15 protein-coding genes and 1 pseudogene are annotated in these 14,177 nt (G+C 64.1%); 9 read left to right on the plus strand and 7 right to left on the minus strand.

What is annotated here, in order from left to right:
- Positions 1–272 precede the first annotated feature (272 nt).
- Positions 273–1,298 (plus strand): rod shape-determining protein, encoded by a 1,026-nt coding sequence (locus SOX55_RS08645; RefSeq protein WP_325287039.1) that lies wholly within the window; start codon positions 273–275, stop codon positions 1,296–1,298.
- Between the two features lie 59 nt (positions 1,299–1,357).
- Here SOX55_RS08645 and SOX55_RS08650 read toward each other — a convergent pair whose 3' ends face one another.
- Positions 1,358–1,699 carry a winged helix-turn-helix transcriptional regulator gene (locus SOX55_RS08650; protein ID WP_325287040.1) on the minus strand — a complete coding sequence of 114 codons (342 nt, stop codon included), beginning with the start codon at positions 1,697–1,699 and terminating at the stop codon, positions 1,358–1,360.
- 174 nt (positions 1,700–1,873) lie between these two features.
- Between SOX55_RS08650 and SOX55_RS08655 the strand changes: the two genes are divergently transcribed.
- On the plus strand, positions 1,874–2,809 hold the full coding sequence (locus SOX55_RS08655) for a radical SAM protein (RefSeq protein ID WP_325287041.1): 936 nt from the start codon (positions 1,874–1,876) through the stop codon (positions 2,807–2,809).
- 64 nt (positions 2,810–2,873) lie between these two features.
- Here the strand turns inward: SOX55_RS08655 and dctP are convergent, their stop codons facing one another.
- Positions 2,874–3,899: a TRAP transporter substrate-binding protein DctP gene (gene dctP, locus SOX55_RS08660; protein ID WP_325287042.1), complete on the minus strand. Its 1,026-nt coding sequence runs from the start codon at positions 3,897–3,899 to the stop codon at positions 2,874–2,876.
- A 249-nt stretch (positions 3,900–4,148) separates the two neighbouring features.
- Here dctP and SOX55_RS08665 point away from each other — a divergent pair.
- Positions 4,149–4,562 (plus strand): annotated as a pseudogene (locus tag SOX55_RS08665) (NifB/NifX family molybdenum-iron cluster-binding protein); the annotation flags it as partial.
- A gap of 455 nt (positions 4,563–5,017) precedes the next feature.
- Here SOX55_RS08665 and deoD read toward each other — a convergent pair.
- Genes deoD through SOX55_RS08680 form a run of 3 tightly spaced genes read right to left on the minus strand, consistent with a single transcriptional unit; the run spans position 5,018 to position 7,434 of the window.
- Positions 5,018–5,743, minus strand: a complete 726-nt coding sequence (gene deoD, locus SOX55_RS08670; RefSeq protein WP_325287043.1) for a purine-nucleoside phosphorylase — start codon at positions 5,741–5,743, stop codon at positions 5,018–5,020.
- Positions 5,744–5,756: 13 nt separating this feature from the next.
- Positions 5,757–6,440, minus strand: coding sequence for a deoxyribose-phosphate aldolase (gene deoC, locus SOX55_RS08675; RefSeq protein ID WP_325287044.1), 684 nt, complete (start codon positions 6,438–6,440; stop codon positions 5,757–5,759).
- A 1-nt stretch (position 6,441) separates the two neighbouring features.
- The gene (locus SOX55_RS08680) at positions 6,442–7,434 is read right to left on the minus strand and encodes an MBL fold metallo-hydrolase (protein WP_325287045.1); all 993 of its coding nucleotides are present in this window, start codon (positions 7,432–7,434) and stop codon (positions 6,442–6,444) included.
- A gap of 191 nt (positions 7,435–7,625) precedes the next feature.
- On the opposite strand from SOX55_RS08680, the gene SOX55_RS08685 reads away from it, so the two are divergent.
- A complete protein-coding gene (locus SOX55_RS08685; protein ID WP_325287046.1) occupies positions 7,626–8,924 on the plus strand; it encodes a S1C family serine protease in 1,299 nt (432 codons plus the stop codon).
- Between the two features lie 56 nt (positions 8,925–8,980).
- On the opposite strand, the gene SOX55_RS08690 is transcribed toward SOX55_RS08685, so the two are convergent.
- The gene (locus SOX55_RS08690) at positions 8,981–9,640 is read right to left on the minus strand and encodes an HAD hydrolase-like protein (protein ID WP_325287047.1); all 660 of its coding nucleotides are present in this window, start codon (positions 9,638–9,640) and stop codon (positions 8,981–8,983) included.
- 241 nt (positions 9,641–9,881) lie between these two features.
- On the minus strand, positions 9,882–10,523 hold the full coding sequence (locus SOX55_RS08695; RefSeq protein WP_325287048.1) for an SGNH/GDSL hydrolase family protein: 642 nt from the start codon (positions 10,521–10,523) through the stop codon (positions 9,882–9,884).
- Between the two features lie 176 nt (positions 10,524–10,699).
- Between SOX55_RS08695 and SOX55_RS08700 the strand changes: the two genes are divergently transcribed.
- From SOX55_RS08700 to SOX55_RS08720, 5 genes are all read left to right on the plus strand, one after another.
- Positions 10,700–11,086 carry a thioesterase family protein gene (locus SOX55_RS08700; protein ID WP_325287049.1) on the plus strand — a complete coding sequence of 129 codons (387 nt, stop codon included), beginning with the start codon at positions 10,700–10,702 and terminating at the stop codon, positions 11,084–11,086.
- Between the two features lie 114 nt (positions 11,087–11,200).
- Positions 11,201–11,641: a MarR family winged helix-turn-helix transcriptional regulator gene (locus SOX55_RS08705; protein ID WP_325287050.1), complete on the plus strand. Its 441-nt coding sequence runs from the start codon at positions 11,201–11,203 to the stop codon at positions 11,639–11,641.
- A gap of 60 nt (positions 11,642–11,701) precedes the next feature.
- The gene (locus SOX55_RS08710; RefSeq protein WP_325287051.1) at positions 11,702–12,283 is read left to right on the plus strand and encodes a DUF308 domain-containing protein; all 582 of its coding nucleotides are present in this window, start codon (positions 11,702–11,704) and stop codon (positions 12,281–12,283) included.
- 47 nt (positions 12,284–12,330) lie between these two features.
- Positions 12,331–13,779 carry a sodium:solute symporter family protein gene (locus SOX55_RS08715; protein ID WP_325287052.1) on the plus strand — a complete coding sequence of 483 codons (1,449 nt, stop codon included), beginning with the start codon at positions 12,331–12,333 and terminating at the stop codon, positions 13,777–13,779.
- 50 nt (positions 13,780–13,829) lie between these two features.
- Positions 13,830–14,177 (plus strand): S46 family peptidase (locus SOX55_RS08720; RefSeq protein ID WP_325287053.1); only part of this gene is annotated, 348 nt, incomplete at its 3' end.

Consider the following 14,177-nt stretch of genomic DNA (forward strand, 5'->3'; position numbering starts at 1 on the left):
CATGTCCTGTGTTATACTCTTGCTCATGAAGGATATGGCCCCCTTTCGTTAAGTTGTGGTGTGGTAACTCAACTTTAACCGATAAGGCCCTATCCTTCATCCTTTTTATTTACTTGTCCAACATGTATTGTAATCCTACACATAAAATGCCCCAAACCACAGAGAATGTTCTTGCAAAAGCCGCCATACAACAGTATAATTAACCTGTACGATTATGGTTGGCATTATGTCAACTGACCATAGAAACAACAGACTGTTAATGAGGTGGAATTATGGCCTTGGCAAAGGATATTGGCATTGATCTGGGAACCGCTTCGGTTCTGGTTTACGTGAAGGGCAAGGGCATTGTGCTCAACGAGCCGTCGGTGGTGGCCATGGACAAGAACACCGGCAAGCTGCTGAAGGTGGGCGCGGAGGCGCAGGCCATGCTGGGCCGCACCCCGGGCAACATTGTTGCCATCCGGCCTCTGCGGGAGGGCGTCATCTCCGACTATGACATGACGGAGCGGATGCTGAAGGAGTTCATTCACAAGGTGGCGGGCTTCCAGTTCTTCAAGCCCCGGGTGATCATCTGCATTCCCTCCGGCATCACGGAGGTGGAGGAGCGCGCCGTGATTGACGCGGGCATTCAGGCCGGCGCCCGGAAGGTGTTTCTGATCGAAGAGCCGGTGGCGGCGGCCATCGGCGCCGGCATCGACATCACCAAGCCCGACGGCCACATGGTGGTGGACATCGGCGGCGGCACGGCGGACATTGCCGTCATCTCCCTGTCCGGCGTGGTGGAGAGCGCCTCCATCAAGATCGCCGGCGACCAGCTGAACGAGTCCATTGTCAAGTATATGCGCCGGAAGCACAACCTGCTGATCGGCGAGCGCACCGCCGAGGATATGAAGATCAAGATCGGCTGCGTGTTCCCCAAGGACGAGGAAGCCACCATGGACGTGAAGGGCCGCTGCCTGCTGACGGGCCTGCCCCGGGTGGTGACGGTCAGCTCCACGGAGATGATGGACGCCTTCGAGGAGCCGGTGGAGCGCATTGTGGAGGCCATCCACTCCGTGCTGGAGCGCACGCCCCCGGAGCTGGTGGCGGACATCTCCACCAACGGCATCGTCATGACCGGCGGCGGCAGCCTGGTGGACGGCTTCGACAAGCTGGTCACCGCCCGTACCGGCATCCACACCATGATCGCCGAGGACGCCATCTCCTGCGTGGCCCTGGGCACCGGCAAGAGTCTGGACTCCCTGAACGCCATGCAGGACGGCACCATGAACCTGAGCCGCCGCCGCCAGATGAACTGAGCGGCCCTGCTGATCTGAATACAAACAGCACCCGCCCCGTGAAACGGGGCGGGTGCTGTTTATTCCGCCTTCTGCTCCGGCAGATTCTCATCGCCCCAGGCTTTCATGCAGTCCAGGACGGACAGGAAGCTCTCCCCCAGCTCCGTCAGGGTGTATTCCACCCTGGGCGGCACCTCGCCGAAGTCATGCCGCGCCAGAAAGCCGTCCGCCTCCAGCTCCCGGAGCTGCTTGGTCAGGGAGCTCTCCGTAATCTCCCCGATCCGGCGGCGCAGCTGCCCGAAGCGCCGGACGTCACACTTGCCGATGTACCAGAGCAGCTCGATCTTGTACTTCCCGCCCAGCAGCTTCTGCACCGTGGAGATTGTTCTGCAGCGGCTGGCCGCCTCCTCCGATTTTCGCATGCGTTCCACCCCCTCCGGGGCCATTATAGCAGCTTTCCCCCGGTTTTGCAGGTACTGCAAAAAAGTACCGTACTTTTCTTTTCAGCGCGCCGTGTTACTATGGTGGCAGCGGGACGCTCCTGCGCAGGCCTGTCCCGCCGCCTGCGCAAATTTCACAGACACAAGGAGTCCATCATGCATTACACTGGCACCATCTGGCGTCCGCCCTACGAGGCGGATTCCCTGCTGCTGGAGGTCACCGCCGGCTGCACCCACCACAACTGCAAATTCTGCACGCTGTACAGGGATCTGCCCTTCCGGTTCCGGATGTTCCCTCTGGAGGACATCGAAAGCGACCTGCTGGAGGCGCAGCTCCTGTGCACAGACCCCATTGCCCGGATGACCGCCCGGCTGCGGCAGCTGCCGCAGCCGGAGCCTGTCCGGCGGGTATTTCTCACCGGGGCGAACCCCTTTGTCCTGCAGACAGAAAAGCTGCTGGCCATCGCGGAGCGGATTCACCGATACCTCCCATCGGTGGAATCCATCGGCTGCTTTGCCCGGGTCACCGATTCCGTCAACAAGACGGACGAGGACCTGGCACAGCTCCGCCAGGCGGGCTACAACGGGCTGACCATCGGCGCTGAAACCGGGGATAACGATGCCCTGTCCTTTATGAACAAGGGCTACACCGCCCGGGACATTCTGACCCAGTGCAGGCGGCTGGAGGCCGCCGGCATCGAGTACGGCTTCTTCTACCTGACGGGCATTTCCGGCAAGGGAAAGGGAGACGCCGGCGCAAAGGCCACCGCGGAGATTTTCAACCAGCTGCACCCCTTCCTGGTGGGACCCAACATGCTGACCATCTACCCGGATTCCGGGCTGTATCAGGAAATCCGGCGCGGCGCCTGGCAGGAGGAAGGCGAGCTGGAAAAGTACCGGGAGCTGCGGACCCTGGTGGAAAACCTCCGGATTTCAACTTATTTTGCGGCCATGGGAGCCTCCAACGAGTTCCAGTTCCACGGAAAGCTGCCGGAAGACCGGGACCGCCTGCTGGCCGCGCTGGACCGGATTCTGTCAGGGGAGCAGGAGGACGATCTGCGGGACTACCGCAGGAACCTTCCCCATCTGTAAGCAACCAGCCGCCCGGGGCCGGAGGTCTCCCCTCCGCCCCGAGCGGCTGTGCTGTTGGGTGTATTTACTGCGGCTGTCCGGTCAGCAGCTCCACCAGTTCCGCCGAAACCTCTTCGGCGAACCGGTCATAGCAGGGCTGAGCCAGCGTCCGGAACTCCGCCGCGGCCTCCGCCGTCAGTTCCGTCACCAGCACACCGGCCCGGGACCAGCCGCTCAGAATCTCCGTCTCCCGCTGGCGGTGCAGCTGCCGCTGCTCCGCCATGGCGTCCCCGCCGCACTGGTCGGCGATGTCCCGCAGCGCCGGGGACAGGGACTCATACAGCTCCTGGTTCATGCAGAAGTAGTAGCAGCCGTAAATGCCGGTCCAGCGGGTCAGATACTTCTGCACCTCCTGCACCGCGGCGGCGTCCGCCGTCATCAGCGGCTCCTCCTGGCCGTCCATGGTGCCGGTGCGGAGGGCGGTGAACACCATGGGCCAGGCGGCGGTGAGACAGTCCGCCCCCCACAGACGGTAGGCCTCCTCCACCAGCGGCGAATCCGCCACCCGGATTTTCAGGCCCCGCAGGTCCGCGGGAGACGTCACCACGTGCAGGCTGTTGGTGGGGCAGCGGAAGCCCTCCTCCCCCATGCCCAGGCACCGCAGCCGGTGCTCCGCCAGTACGTCCCGGAGGGCGTCTCCGGCGGCGCCGTCCAGCGCCGCCTCCGCCTCCTGGGCCGAGGAGAACAGGAAGGGCAGCGACACCGCCTCCAGACGCCGGTCCAGCGTCCGGGCCTCCTGGCTGGAGACGATGGCCAGGTCCAGCTCCCCCTCCCGCACCGCCTCCAGGGCGGCGGCGCCGTCGCCGCCGGCGGTCTGGTGGTTGGTCAGCACCTCCACGGTGACGGCCCCGTTGGTGGCGTCGGACACCGCGGCGGCAAAGCGGGCGGCGGCCTGCCCCTCCGGGGAATCCGCGCCGCCGGAGCAGGACAGGCGCCAGGTCTGGGCTTCAAATTCAATCACCTGGGAGCTGTCGGCGGCAGGCTGTCCGCCGCAGGCGGTCAGACCCGCCAGCGACGCCAGCGCCAGCAGGAAAATACACCATTTTTTCATGGAACAGGCTCTCCGTTCAAGTCATGAGCGTTATGCTTATTATATACTGCCCCATTTGCCTTGGCAAGGCGGGCAATGGTGAAGAATCTGTAACGTTTTTCTGTCTTTTCCGGCACTCTGCCCACCGGCCGCCTGATTGACATACGCCGGAAACCCCTTTATAGTAAGGGCAGTCCGGAGCGGACGGGAGAAGTTGGATGCCAGGGCCGGAGAGACAGCGCCTGCTGCCGGCGGGCCTGTGATCCACAATATGCCAGTCAAAAAGGAGCGCGCATCATGAGAATCGCAGTCACTTACGAAAACGGCCGGATTTTCCAGCATTTCGGCCGCACGGAGCAGTTCAAGATCTATGACGTGGACGGCGGGAAGGTCGTCTCCAGCCGGGTGGTGGACACCAACGGCAGCGGCCACGGCGCCCTGGCGGGGGTGCTGAGCGCCCTGCAGGCGGACGCCCTGATCTGCGGCGGCATCGGCGGCGGTGCCCAGGCGGCTCTGGCGGCGGCAGGCATCCGGCTTTACGGCGGCGCATCCGGCGACGCGGACAGCGCCGTGGCGGCGCTGCTGGAGGGGAAGCTGATCTTTGACCCCGACGTGCACTGCGGCCACCACGACCACCGGCACCATGCGGGCGGCTGCGGAGAGCATGGCTGCGGGGAGCACTGAGCCATCTGCGGAAAAACCGGGCGGAAGAAGTTCTTCCGCCCGGTTTTTGCGGTTGGGCCGCGGCAGGCCGGTATTACGCCTTTTCCGCCATCTTCACCGCCACGTTCAGGGCAATCTCGCCAGCCGCCTCCGGCGCCTGGCCTCCCGTTTCCCTTCGGGAAACGGCCGCTGCGGCGGGTCTGATTGCACGCGAAAGAGGGACTCCCGCCCCTCTTTCACACGATCACCCCGCGTCTCCGGCAGTCCGGAGAGTGCGGAGAGTCAGTTCTTCTCTTTTTCCGCCATCTTCACCGCCACGTTCAGGGCGATCTCGCCAGCCGCCTCCGGCGCCTGGCCTCCCGTTTCCCTCCGGGAAACGGCCGCTGCGGCGGGTTTGATTGCACGCGAAAGAGGGGCTCCCGCCCCTCTTTCACTCTATCACCTCGCGTCTCCGGCAGTCCGGAGAGTGCGGAGAGTCAGTTCTTCTCTTTTTCCGCCATCTTCACCGCCACGTTCAGGGCAATCTCCATCATCTGGGTGAAGGTGGTCTGGCGGTCCTCGGGGGACAGGTCCTCGCCGGTGACAATGTTATCGGAAATGGTCAGCAGCGCCAGGGCGCGCTTGCCGGTGGCAGCGGCGTTGCAGTACAGGGCGGCGGCCTCCATTTCGGCGCACAGGACTCCCATCTTGCACCATTTGGCATTCTCGCCGGAGGCGTCATAGAACACGTCGGAGGACAGCACGTTGCCCACCGGCATGGTGACGCCCATCTCCCGGGCGATGGCCACGGCGGTCTCCAGCAGCTCGTAGCTGGCGATGGGGGCGAAGGCGCCGGGCAGCTGGTACTGGTGGGCAAAGTTGGAGTCGGTGCAGGCGGCCTGCGCCGCCACGATGCTCCGCAGCTTCAGATCGGCGGTCATGGCACCGGCGGAGCCGATGCGGATGATGTTGTCCACATCGTAGAACTGAAACAGTTCGTAGGAGTAGATGCCCATGCTGGGCATTCCCATGCCGGAGGCCATGACGGACACCGGCACGCCCTTGTAGGTGCCGGTATAGCCCTGGATGCCCCGGACGTTGTTCACTAACTTCGCGTCGGTGAGGAAGGTCTCGGCAATGAATTTGGCCCGCAGGGGGTCGCCGGGCATCAGGACGGTTTTGGCGAATTCACCGGGTTGAGCGGTATTGTGGGCAGTAGGCATAGCGTTTTCCTCCTTATTTTTTCACGGGTTCCCCGTTGGTTTGCGGTTCCATGGCCTTCACGGCCCTGACAATGCGGCTGGTGCCCAGCCGGGAGGCCCCCAGACGCAGGAAGTCCTCCGCGTCCTTCAGGTCGGCGATGCCGCCAGCGGCCTTGATCTTCACGTTAGGCCCCACGTGGGCCGCCATGAGGGCCACGTCCTCCCGGGTGGCGCCTCCGCCGCCGAAGCCGGTGGAGGTCTTGATATAGTCGGCGCCGGACTCCGTCACCACGCCGCACAGGCGGATCTTCTCCGCTTCCGTCAGCAGGCAGGTCTCAATGATCACCTTCAGCAAGCGGCCCTGGCAGGCGGCCTTCACCGCCCGGATTTCCGCCAGGATATCGTCCCAGCGGCCCTCCTTGGCCCAGCCCACATGGATCACCATGTCAATCTCCGCCGCGCCGTTCCGGACGGCGTCCTCCGCCTCGAAGCACTTGGCAGCGGTGGTGGAGTAGCCGTTGGGAAAGCCGATGACGGTGCAGACGGGGATGCGGCCCCGGACATACTCCGCCGCCTCCTTCACCCGGGCGGCGGGGATGCACACGCTGGCGCAGCCGTAGCGGATGCCGTCGTCGCAGACGGCCCTGATCTCCTCCCAGGTGGCCGTCTGGCTCAGCAGGGTGTGGTCCACGGTTTTCAGAATCTCTTTCAGTTCCATTTCAGGTCGCTCCTTTATCATTGGGATACCATCGGATTGTTCCGTCCCGCTCCTCCCGGCGCAGCCGCCCCCGGAGCAGCAGATGGTCCAGATGGCTCAGGGCCTCACCCACGGCGAAAAATTTCTGGGTCAGGGGGAAGTCCGCCCACCCGCGGCAGCGGATCTGCCAGCGCATGGCCCCGGCGATCCCGTAGGCCGTCATGCCGGGGCAGCTCTCCACCGCGGCTACGGTGTCCTCCAGCCGGCGGCGGTGATGGGCAAGCAGCTCCTCCGCCCGTTCCTTCAGGCTTCCCGTCTCCGCCCGGTGGGCCGGCAGAAGCAATTCCACCGGATAGTCCTTCACCTTTTCCAGGCTCCGCAGATAGCTGCCCAGGGCGTCGGGCATGGACTCCCAGCGGCAGATGTTGGGGCTGATGTGAAACAGCACGTGGTCCCCGGAGAAGAATACCCGCCGCTCCCCGTCATACAGGCACATGTGGTCCGGCGTGTGGCCGGGGGTGGACACGCACCGCAGCCGGTAGCCGCCGTACTCCAGCACGTCCCCCTCCCCTACCGGGGTATAGTCCCGGAACAGGTGGGGCGCCAGTTCCTTGGCAGGGTTGCTGCCCCACAGCTCATCCATCTCCGCCCGGGAAAAGCCGTCCCGGATGTAGTTTTCGTTCCGCAGCCGCCAGAACTCGTCGGTGCCCCGGCACAGCAGCTCTTCCCCGTCCCCCTGCGACAGGAATATCTCGCACCCCGGTCGGTGCAGCTCCGTGGAAAGGCCGGTGTGGTCGCTGTGGAGGTGCGTCAGGAAGATGTCCGTGCGGGCCAGGTCCGCGCCGAGCTCCTCCAGCTGCCGCGTCATGGCCTCCCGGCAGGGCTCCTCCCGGAAGCCGGTGTCGATCAGCAAATTCCGCGGTCCGGTAATCAGGTAGCTGTTCAGGTTTTTCAGCGGACTGCCCACCAGGGGGATGTCCAGCCGGTACAGGTTCTCTCCGATTCTCTCTGCCATATCTGCCTTCCTTTGTTGGTTCTGCCCCCTATTTTACCAGACCGGCTCCCCGCTGTCCAGTGGGGCGCTTTTCCGCCCTTGTAAAACCGCCGCCCCGGTGGTACAATGGGAAAACCGATCTCCGGTTTTCCGTCACCTTTCGTCCCTGTTGTCCGTCTGACGGACAGACGTGTTTTTATTGGAGGTACATCATGAAGTCCCGATTCCTTGCGTTTTTCTGCGCGGTCTGCCTGCTGGCAGCCGCCGTCCCCGCCGCGGCCGCCCTCTCCGGCGAAGCCACCCGGGCGTCGGACACCCTGTACACCCTGGGCCTGCTGCCCGGGGAAGCCGGCTCCCTCTCCGCGGCCGCCACCCGCGGCGACGCCGTGACGCTGCTGGTGGCCCTGTCCGGCTGCCGGGCCGAGGCCGCCGCCGACAACTGGATCTCCGGGTTCCGGGATGTGCCCGCTTCCCTCCAGACCGCCGTCAACTACGCGTCCCATCAGAACTGGACCTCCGGCACCACGGTGCTGACCTTCTCCCCGGACCGCCCCGTCACCGCCAACGCCTGGTTCTCCTTCCTGCTGCGGATGCTGGGCTACAGCGACAAAAACGGCGACTTCGACGTGTCCGGCGCGGCGGTGTTCGCCCAGCGCATTGGCCTGACGCCCCAGCGCTATGAAGGCGCCCTCACCATGGGGCAGCTGTACGAGTCCGCCCGGGACGCCCTGTTCTTCTCCTACAAGGACGGCAGTGAGACGGTGGCGGAGCGGCTGGTGCGCAAGGGCGCCGTCTCCCGGGCCGCCGCCAACGCCCTGGGCCTGCTGACGCCGGAGCTGTCCGCCCGGCAGATCGCCGACCGCTACACCGCCGCCGTGTTCCAGATCGCCCTGTACCGCAAGCCCATTGAGATTGACGCCCAGTCTCCCTCCGCCGACGCCAGCGGCTTCTTCATCTCCTCCGACGGTCTGGCCGTCACCAACTACCACTCCCTGGAGGACGCCATTTACGCCACCGTCACCCTGGCCACCGGCGAGGTCTACCCCATCGACCGGGTGCTGTACTATGACCAGGCCATTGACCTGGCGGTGATCCGGGTGTCCCGGACCTCCACGGAGGGCCGCACCACCTCCGCCTTCGCCTGCCTGACGCCGGCGGAGAACCCGGACGTGCGGGCCGGCGACGTGGCCTACTCCATCGGCAGCCCCCTGGGGCTGGGTCTGTCCGTCTCCGCGGGCATCATCAGCGACCCCAGCCGCCCCGTTGCCCGCTATCAGCTCCCCTGCATCATGAACACCGCCGACATCTCCCGGGGTTCCAGCGGCGGCGCGCTGCTGAACGTGTACGGCCAGGTCATCGGCGTCACCTCCGGCGCCTACGCCTACGGCAACAGCATGTATCTGGCGGTGCCCATCGCCCCGGCGCTGACCGCCGATCTCTCCGGCGAGGGCTGGACCGTGGCGGAGGTCACCGAAATGGTCCGGGCCGCCAGCGCGGAGGACGCGGACTGAGCAATTTCATAGTTTCCGAAAACAGGTCCCGGCGCTGACGCGCCGGGACCTGTTTGTTAATGAGTCAGAATAAACTGCTCCAGCTCCTCCGCGGTCTGTACCACCGCCACGGCGCCGTGATCCCGCAGCTCGCCGGGGGCGGCATAGCCGAAGAACTCCACCCCCGCGCAGTCCACGCCGCACTCCCTGGCTCCCAGCACGTCGAACTTCCGGTCGCCCACCATCAGCACCTGAGGCTTGTCGGCCTCCCCCAGGCCCAGGCGGCGGAGGGCCTCCCGGATCACGTCGGCCTTGCCCCAGTCCTCCCCTGTGGGCGGGCTGCCGGCAATGACATCCAGCGACGGGGTATAGCCGAACCGCTCACAGATGGGAATGCACATAGGCTCCGGCTTGGAGGAGGCCAGGGCCAGCACGTAGCCCCGCTCCTTCAGCCGCCGGCACAGCTCCGGCATCCCCGGCGCGGCGGCGTTCTCGAACTTTCCGATGGGGGCGTACCGCTCCCGGAACAGCTCCACGCCCCGCTCCGCCTCCTCCCGGCTGAAGCCGCAGAACTCCATGAAGGAATCCTGCAGCGGCGGGCCGATGAAGCGGAGCAGCATAGACTCCGGCGGCACGGGCCGGTTCATCTTTTCAAAGGCGTAGCGCAGGCAGTTGAAGATTCCCTCCTTGGAATCCGTCAGCGTGCCGTCCAGGTCCAGCAGAATGTATTTGTACATGGCTGTTCTCCTCTCCCGAAAAAAGCCGCGGCACGGGCCGCGGCTTTGCGTTCTGCAGGGTTTCTCTCACCAGCCGTTCCCTCATTGGCTCCGGCATCGGCGCCGGAAGAGGCTGGTTTGCGTTGCGTTTTTTGTCATTATAGCACACCGTTTCCGGAAAGCGCAATCCTCTTTTCCCGTTCTGCCAAAAAAATCACAAATCCCGCGAAACGCCGCCGGGGGCGGCCTCCGGTTTCCCCCGTCACACCAGCCCGGAGATCACCGGCGCCAGCAGCTCCGCCAGGCGGCGGTGATCCGGCGGCGCCATGTGGACGCCGTCCCGGGAGGTCACGGCCCCCAGCGCCCCGGCGTCCGCGAAGGGACAGTCCAGGCGGCGGCACAGTTCCCGGTACGCCCCGCCCAGGCGGCGGGACCGCTCCACGGACCGGGGCGTGAAGGACTCCCCGAAGGGCGACACAGCGGCCAGCGTCTCCCCGTTGAGCAGCATGGGCGCCACCACCAGTACCCGGGGCGCCGAACGCAGGCCCCACAGTCCGGGGCTGCGGACCGTCTGCACCAGCTTTTCCATGCCCCGGGCCACCTCGTCCGGCGCCAGCCCCAGCCGGTCCTTCAGATCGTTGGTGCCCAGCATCAGCACCACCAGGTCCAGAGGGTCATGGGTTTTCAGGGCCACCGGCAGGTACCGGCTGCCGCAGCTCCAGCCGTCAAAGCCGTCGTCATAGGCGGTGGTCCGGCCGTTGAGGCCGCACTCCTCCACCCGGTATTCCGGCCCCAGCAGGGCCTGCAGCCGCCCGGTCCAGCGGACCTCCGGCGGAAACCGCAGCGCCGTCTCCGCGTCATAGCCCCAGGTGTTGGAATCGCCGTAGCACAGAATCGTTTTCATCAGACCGCCTCCCCGAAAACAAAAATTCCCCGAAAATCACGTATTTTTTCAGATTCTACCACAGAACGCCCGCTGCTTCCAGTCCTTTTGCCGCCGGTTTTGCAAAAGGCCGTTGCGCTTTGCCCTCAATGTGATACAATAGCGGCAGAAAGATTCCACCTGAAAGGAGCAGTCTTATGGAAAAACCCACCGAGTACAGCCTGACCTGGGAAGTCACCGACGAGATGACCGCCAAGCGCATCGGCTCCGCCGGCTCCAGGATTCTGTCCACCCCCAACATGGTGGCCCTGATGGAGGCCACAGCCCTGGAGCTGGCCAAGGCCTATCTGGCGGAGGACCAGACCACCGTGGGCGCGGAGATTCACTGCCGCCACCTGGCCCCCACCCCCGTGGGCATGAAGGTCACCGCCACCGCCCGCCTGCGGTCCATTGAGCGGCGGAAGATGTGGTTTGACATTGAGGTCAACGACGAGAAGGGCAAGTGCGGCGAAGGCTCCCACCTGCGCATCATGGTGACCCAGCAGGGCATGAAGGAAAAAGCCGAGAAGAAGGCTGAGAACTGAGCGAAAAGACTGCGCCGGCGGCGCAGTCTTTTTTTGCCGGCAGCGGAATGCCCCTTGACAGCTTCCCCTTCCGGCGCTATAATAGCTAACATAGTTAGTTATCGAGGCGATCACATGTATTATCAGTCTCTGGCCAGCGAGCTGCTCCGCATCCGGATGAACCTGCTTCAGGTTCCGGCATCCCAGAAGCTGTCCGGCATCCTGCGGGGCGGGCTGTTTGTGCTGAATTATCTGTACAATCACGACGGGGGCATCCACCCCAAGGAACTCAGCGAAAAGCTGTCCGTCAGCACGGCGCGGATCGCCAGCCTCCTCAACCACATGGAGGAAAAGCACCTGGTGGTCCGGGAAACCGATCCGGAGGATTCCCGGCAGGTGCTGGTGCGGCTGACGCCTGACGGGCTGGACGCCATCCAGCGCTGCCGCAGCGACGTGCTGGCCAATGTGGAGCGGATGCTGGAGGGTCTGGGTCCGGATGACGCCCGGGAGTATATCCGGATTCAGGAAAAGATCTACAGCAACTATCTGAACAGCGGAAAGAAAAACTATGGCTGACGCCGTAGTTTTTCTTTCCCGAATTAACTAACTTTGTTAGTTATAAGGAGGAATTTTGTCATGCCCGACAAGGAAGTCGTTCAGGAGATCATTCGCAGCGCGCCGGCGGTCCGGGCCTACGGGCCTCACCACCATCACCGCACCGCCAACACGGCGGCAGGCCGCATCTTCGCGGCGGCGCAGATGGTGCTGGGGGTGTGCTGCGTGCTGCTGGCCCAACAGGTCTACCGGGCCCTGCCCTTCCTGCTGGGAGGCGGTATGGTGCTGGCGGGCGTCAACCGCATGGTCTGCGGCTTCTGGACCCGGGAATACCGGTGGAAGGAGACGAAGCTCACCGCCAACGGCATCGTGTATCTGCTGCTGGGGCTGGTCATCCTGTTCCACCACGCCGGCGCGGACACCCTCATCGGCAGTATCTGGGGCGTGCTGGGCCTGATGAAAGGCTCCGAGGCCCTGAACGGTGCCCTGTACCGCCTATCTCACAAGGAACCCTGCGCCGCCCTGGGCATCCAGGCGGCTGTAGAGCTGGCGCTGGGCTTTCTGCTGTTGATTGACCCGTGGTCGGCCGTCCGGCATCACGTGCCGCTCCTGGGGCTGGAGCTGGCGGTGATGGGATGGCAGAGCCTGCGGGAGTCAAAATAGTCCCACTCAACACGCCGCGGCAGCGGCAAACCAGAAAGGAGCGATTCATGAACCATTCCGAGATCAGCGCATTGGACCTGGGAATCATCGCCGTCTATCTGCTGGTGATGGTTTCCGTCGGCATTTATTCCATCCGGCGGGTGAAGAACAGCGGCGACTACTATGTGGCCGGCCGGTCCTTCGGCCCGCTGGTTCTGATGGCCACCGTCTGCGCCACCATCATCGGCGGCAGCGGCCTCATGGGCCGGGCGGGCGTGGCCTATTCCAGCGGCTTCAAGGCCATTCTCACCGCCGTGCCCTACCTGCTGGGGATGTTCATCTTCTCCGGCATCTCCGGCCGCATTTCCGACGTGGGCATGAAATACGGCACCACCTCCATTCCGGAGCTGTTTGAGCTGCGCTTCGGCAGGACGGCCAAGCTTCTGCTGTCCCTGATGATCGCCTTCACCATGATGGGCACGGTGGCCTCTCAGGTGACGGCCACCGCCACCATTGTCAACATGCTGGGCGGGGAGATCGGCCTCTCCTACGAGGTGGGCGCCCTGATCGCCTGTGTGGTGTTTATGCTTTACACCGCCACCTCCGGCCTCTACGGCGTGGTTTACACCGACGTGCTGCAGTTCTACATTCTGATTCTGTTTGTCTACATCCTGATCCCGGCGGCCTCCTTGCTGGCGGTGGGCGGCTTCGGCAATTTCGCCGCCAACCTGGACCCCGCCCTGTCCACCCCCTACATCAACGGCAGCATTCTGGGGGACATCGTCACCTACCTGGTGTTCACCATGGCCGGCGCGGAGATGTGGCAGCGGGCCTTTGCCGCCAGGGACCGGAAGGCCGCCAAAAAGGGCATGTTCCTGGGCACGGCAGTCTACGGCGTCACCATTCTGCTGGTGTATTTCATGGGCGTCATCGCCCACCAGATCATCGGCGATGACGTGCTGGCCCGGTACGGCTCCACCGACGCGGTGGTGCCGGCCCTGGCCATCAGGGTGCTGCCCATCGGACTGACGGGTGTGGCCCTGGCGGGGTTGCTGTCCGTCATCATGTCCACGGCGGACAGCTACCTGCTGGTGTCGGTTCAGACCTGCGTCAGCGACATCGGCAAAACCCTGGACCCGAAAATGAGCGAGAAAAAGGAGCTGCTGCTGTCCCGGATCTTTGCCGTCATTCTGCCCATCGGCGCCTTGGTGATCGCCCTGTACATCAAAAACGCCTACAACATTCTCATGTTCGCCTGGTGCTTCTACGCCGCGGCGGCGGGCCTGCCCGCCTTTGCCGCCCTGTTCTGGAAGAAGGCTACGAAGCAGGGCATCATCGCCGCCATGGTCAGCGGCTTCGTGGTGTGCATCGGCTGGAAGCTGCTGGGCCAGCCCTTCGGCCTGGGTGCCGCCGTCCCCGGCACCGCCGCCTGCGCCGTCGCGCTGGTGGCCGTCAGCCTGGCCACGTACCGCAAAAGCCCCGCCCCCTTCCTCTCCGTGTCGGAGGAACCCGCCTGAAACCGGAACCCCCGCCTGCCGGAGATGCTCCGGCACTGGCGGATGAGGGAATGTGGCTGCCTTCGCAGATTGCCAAGAAGATTGCAGATATGCAGGCGGCAGGTTGCAAGTTGTCCGCAGAGGATATTTACAACATAAATGGTGCCTCAATAAAGGATGCCATAGTGCATTTTAATGGTGGCTGTACGGGAGAGCTTATCTCCAACAAGGGACTGCTTATTACAAACCACCATTGCGGTTTTAGTGCAATCCAATCACACAGCACCGTGGAGCACGACTACCTTAGAGATGGTTTCTGGGCAAACGGAATGAAGGATGAACTCCCCAATCCTGGTTCGCTCTATGTGGATTTTCTGGAGTATATGCAGGATGTGACCGAGCCGGTTCTGAAGGGGACT

It is taken from the genome of Dysosmobacter sp. (assembly GCF_034093755.1).
Lineage (GTDB): Bacteria > Bacillota > Clostridia > Oscillospirales > Oscillospiraceae > Oscillibacter.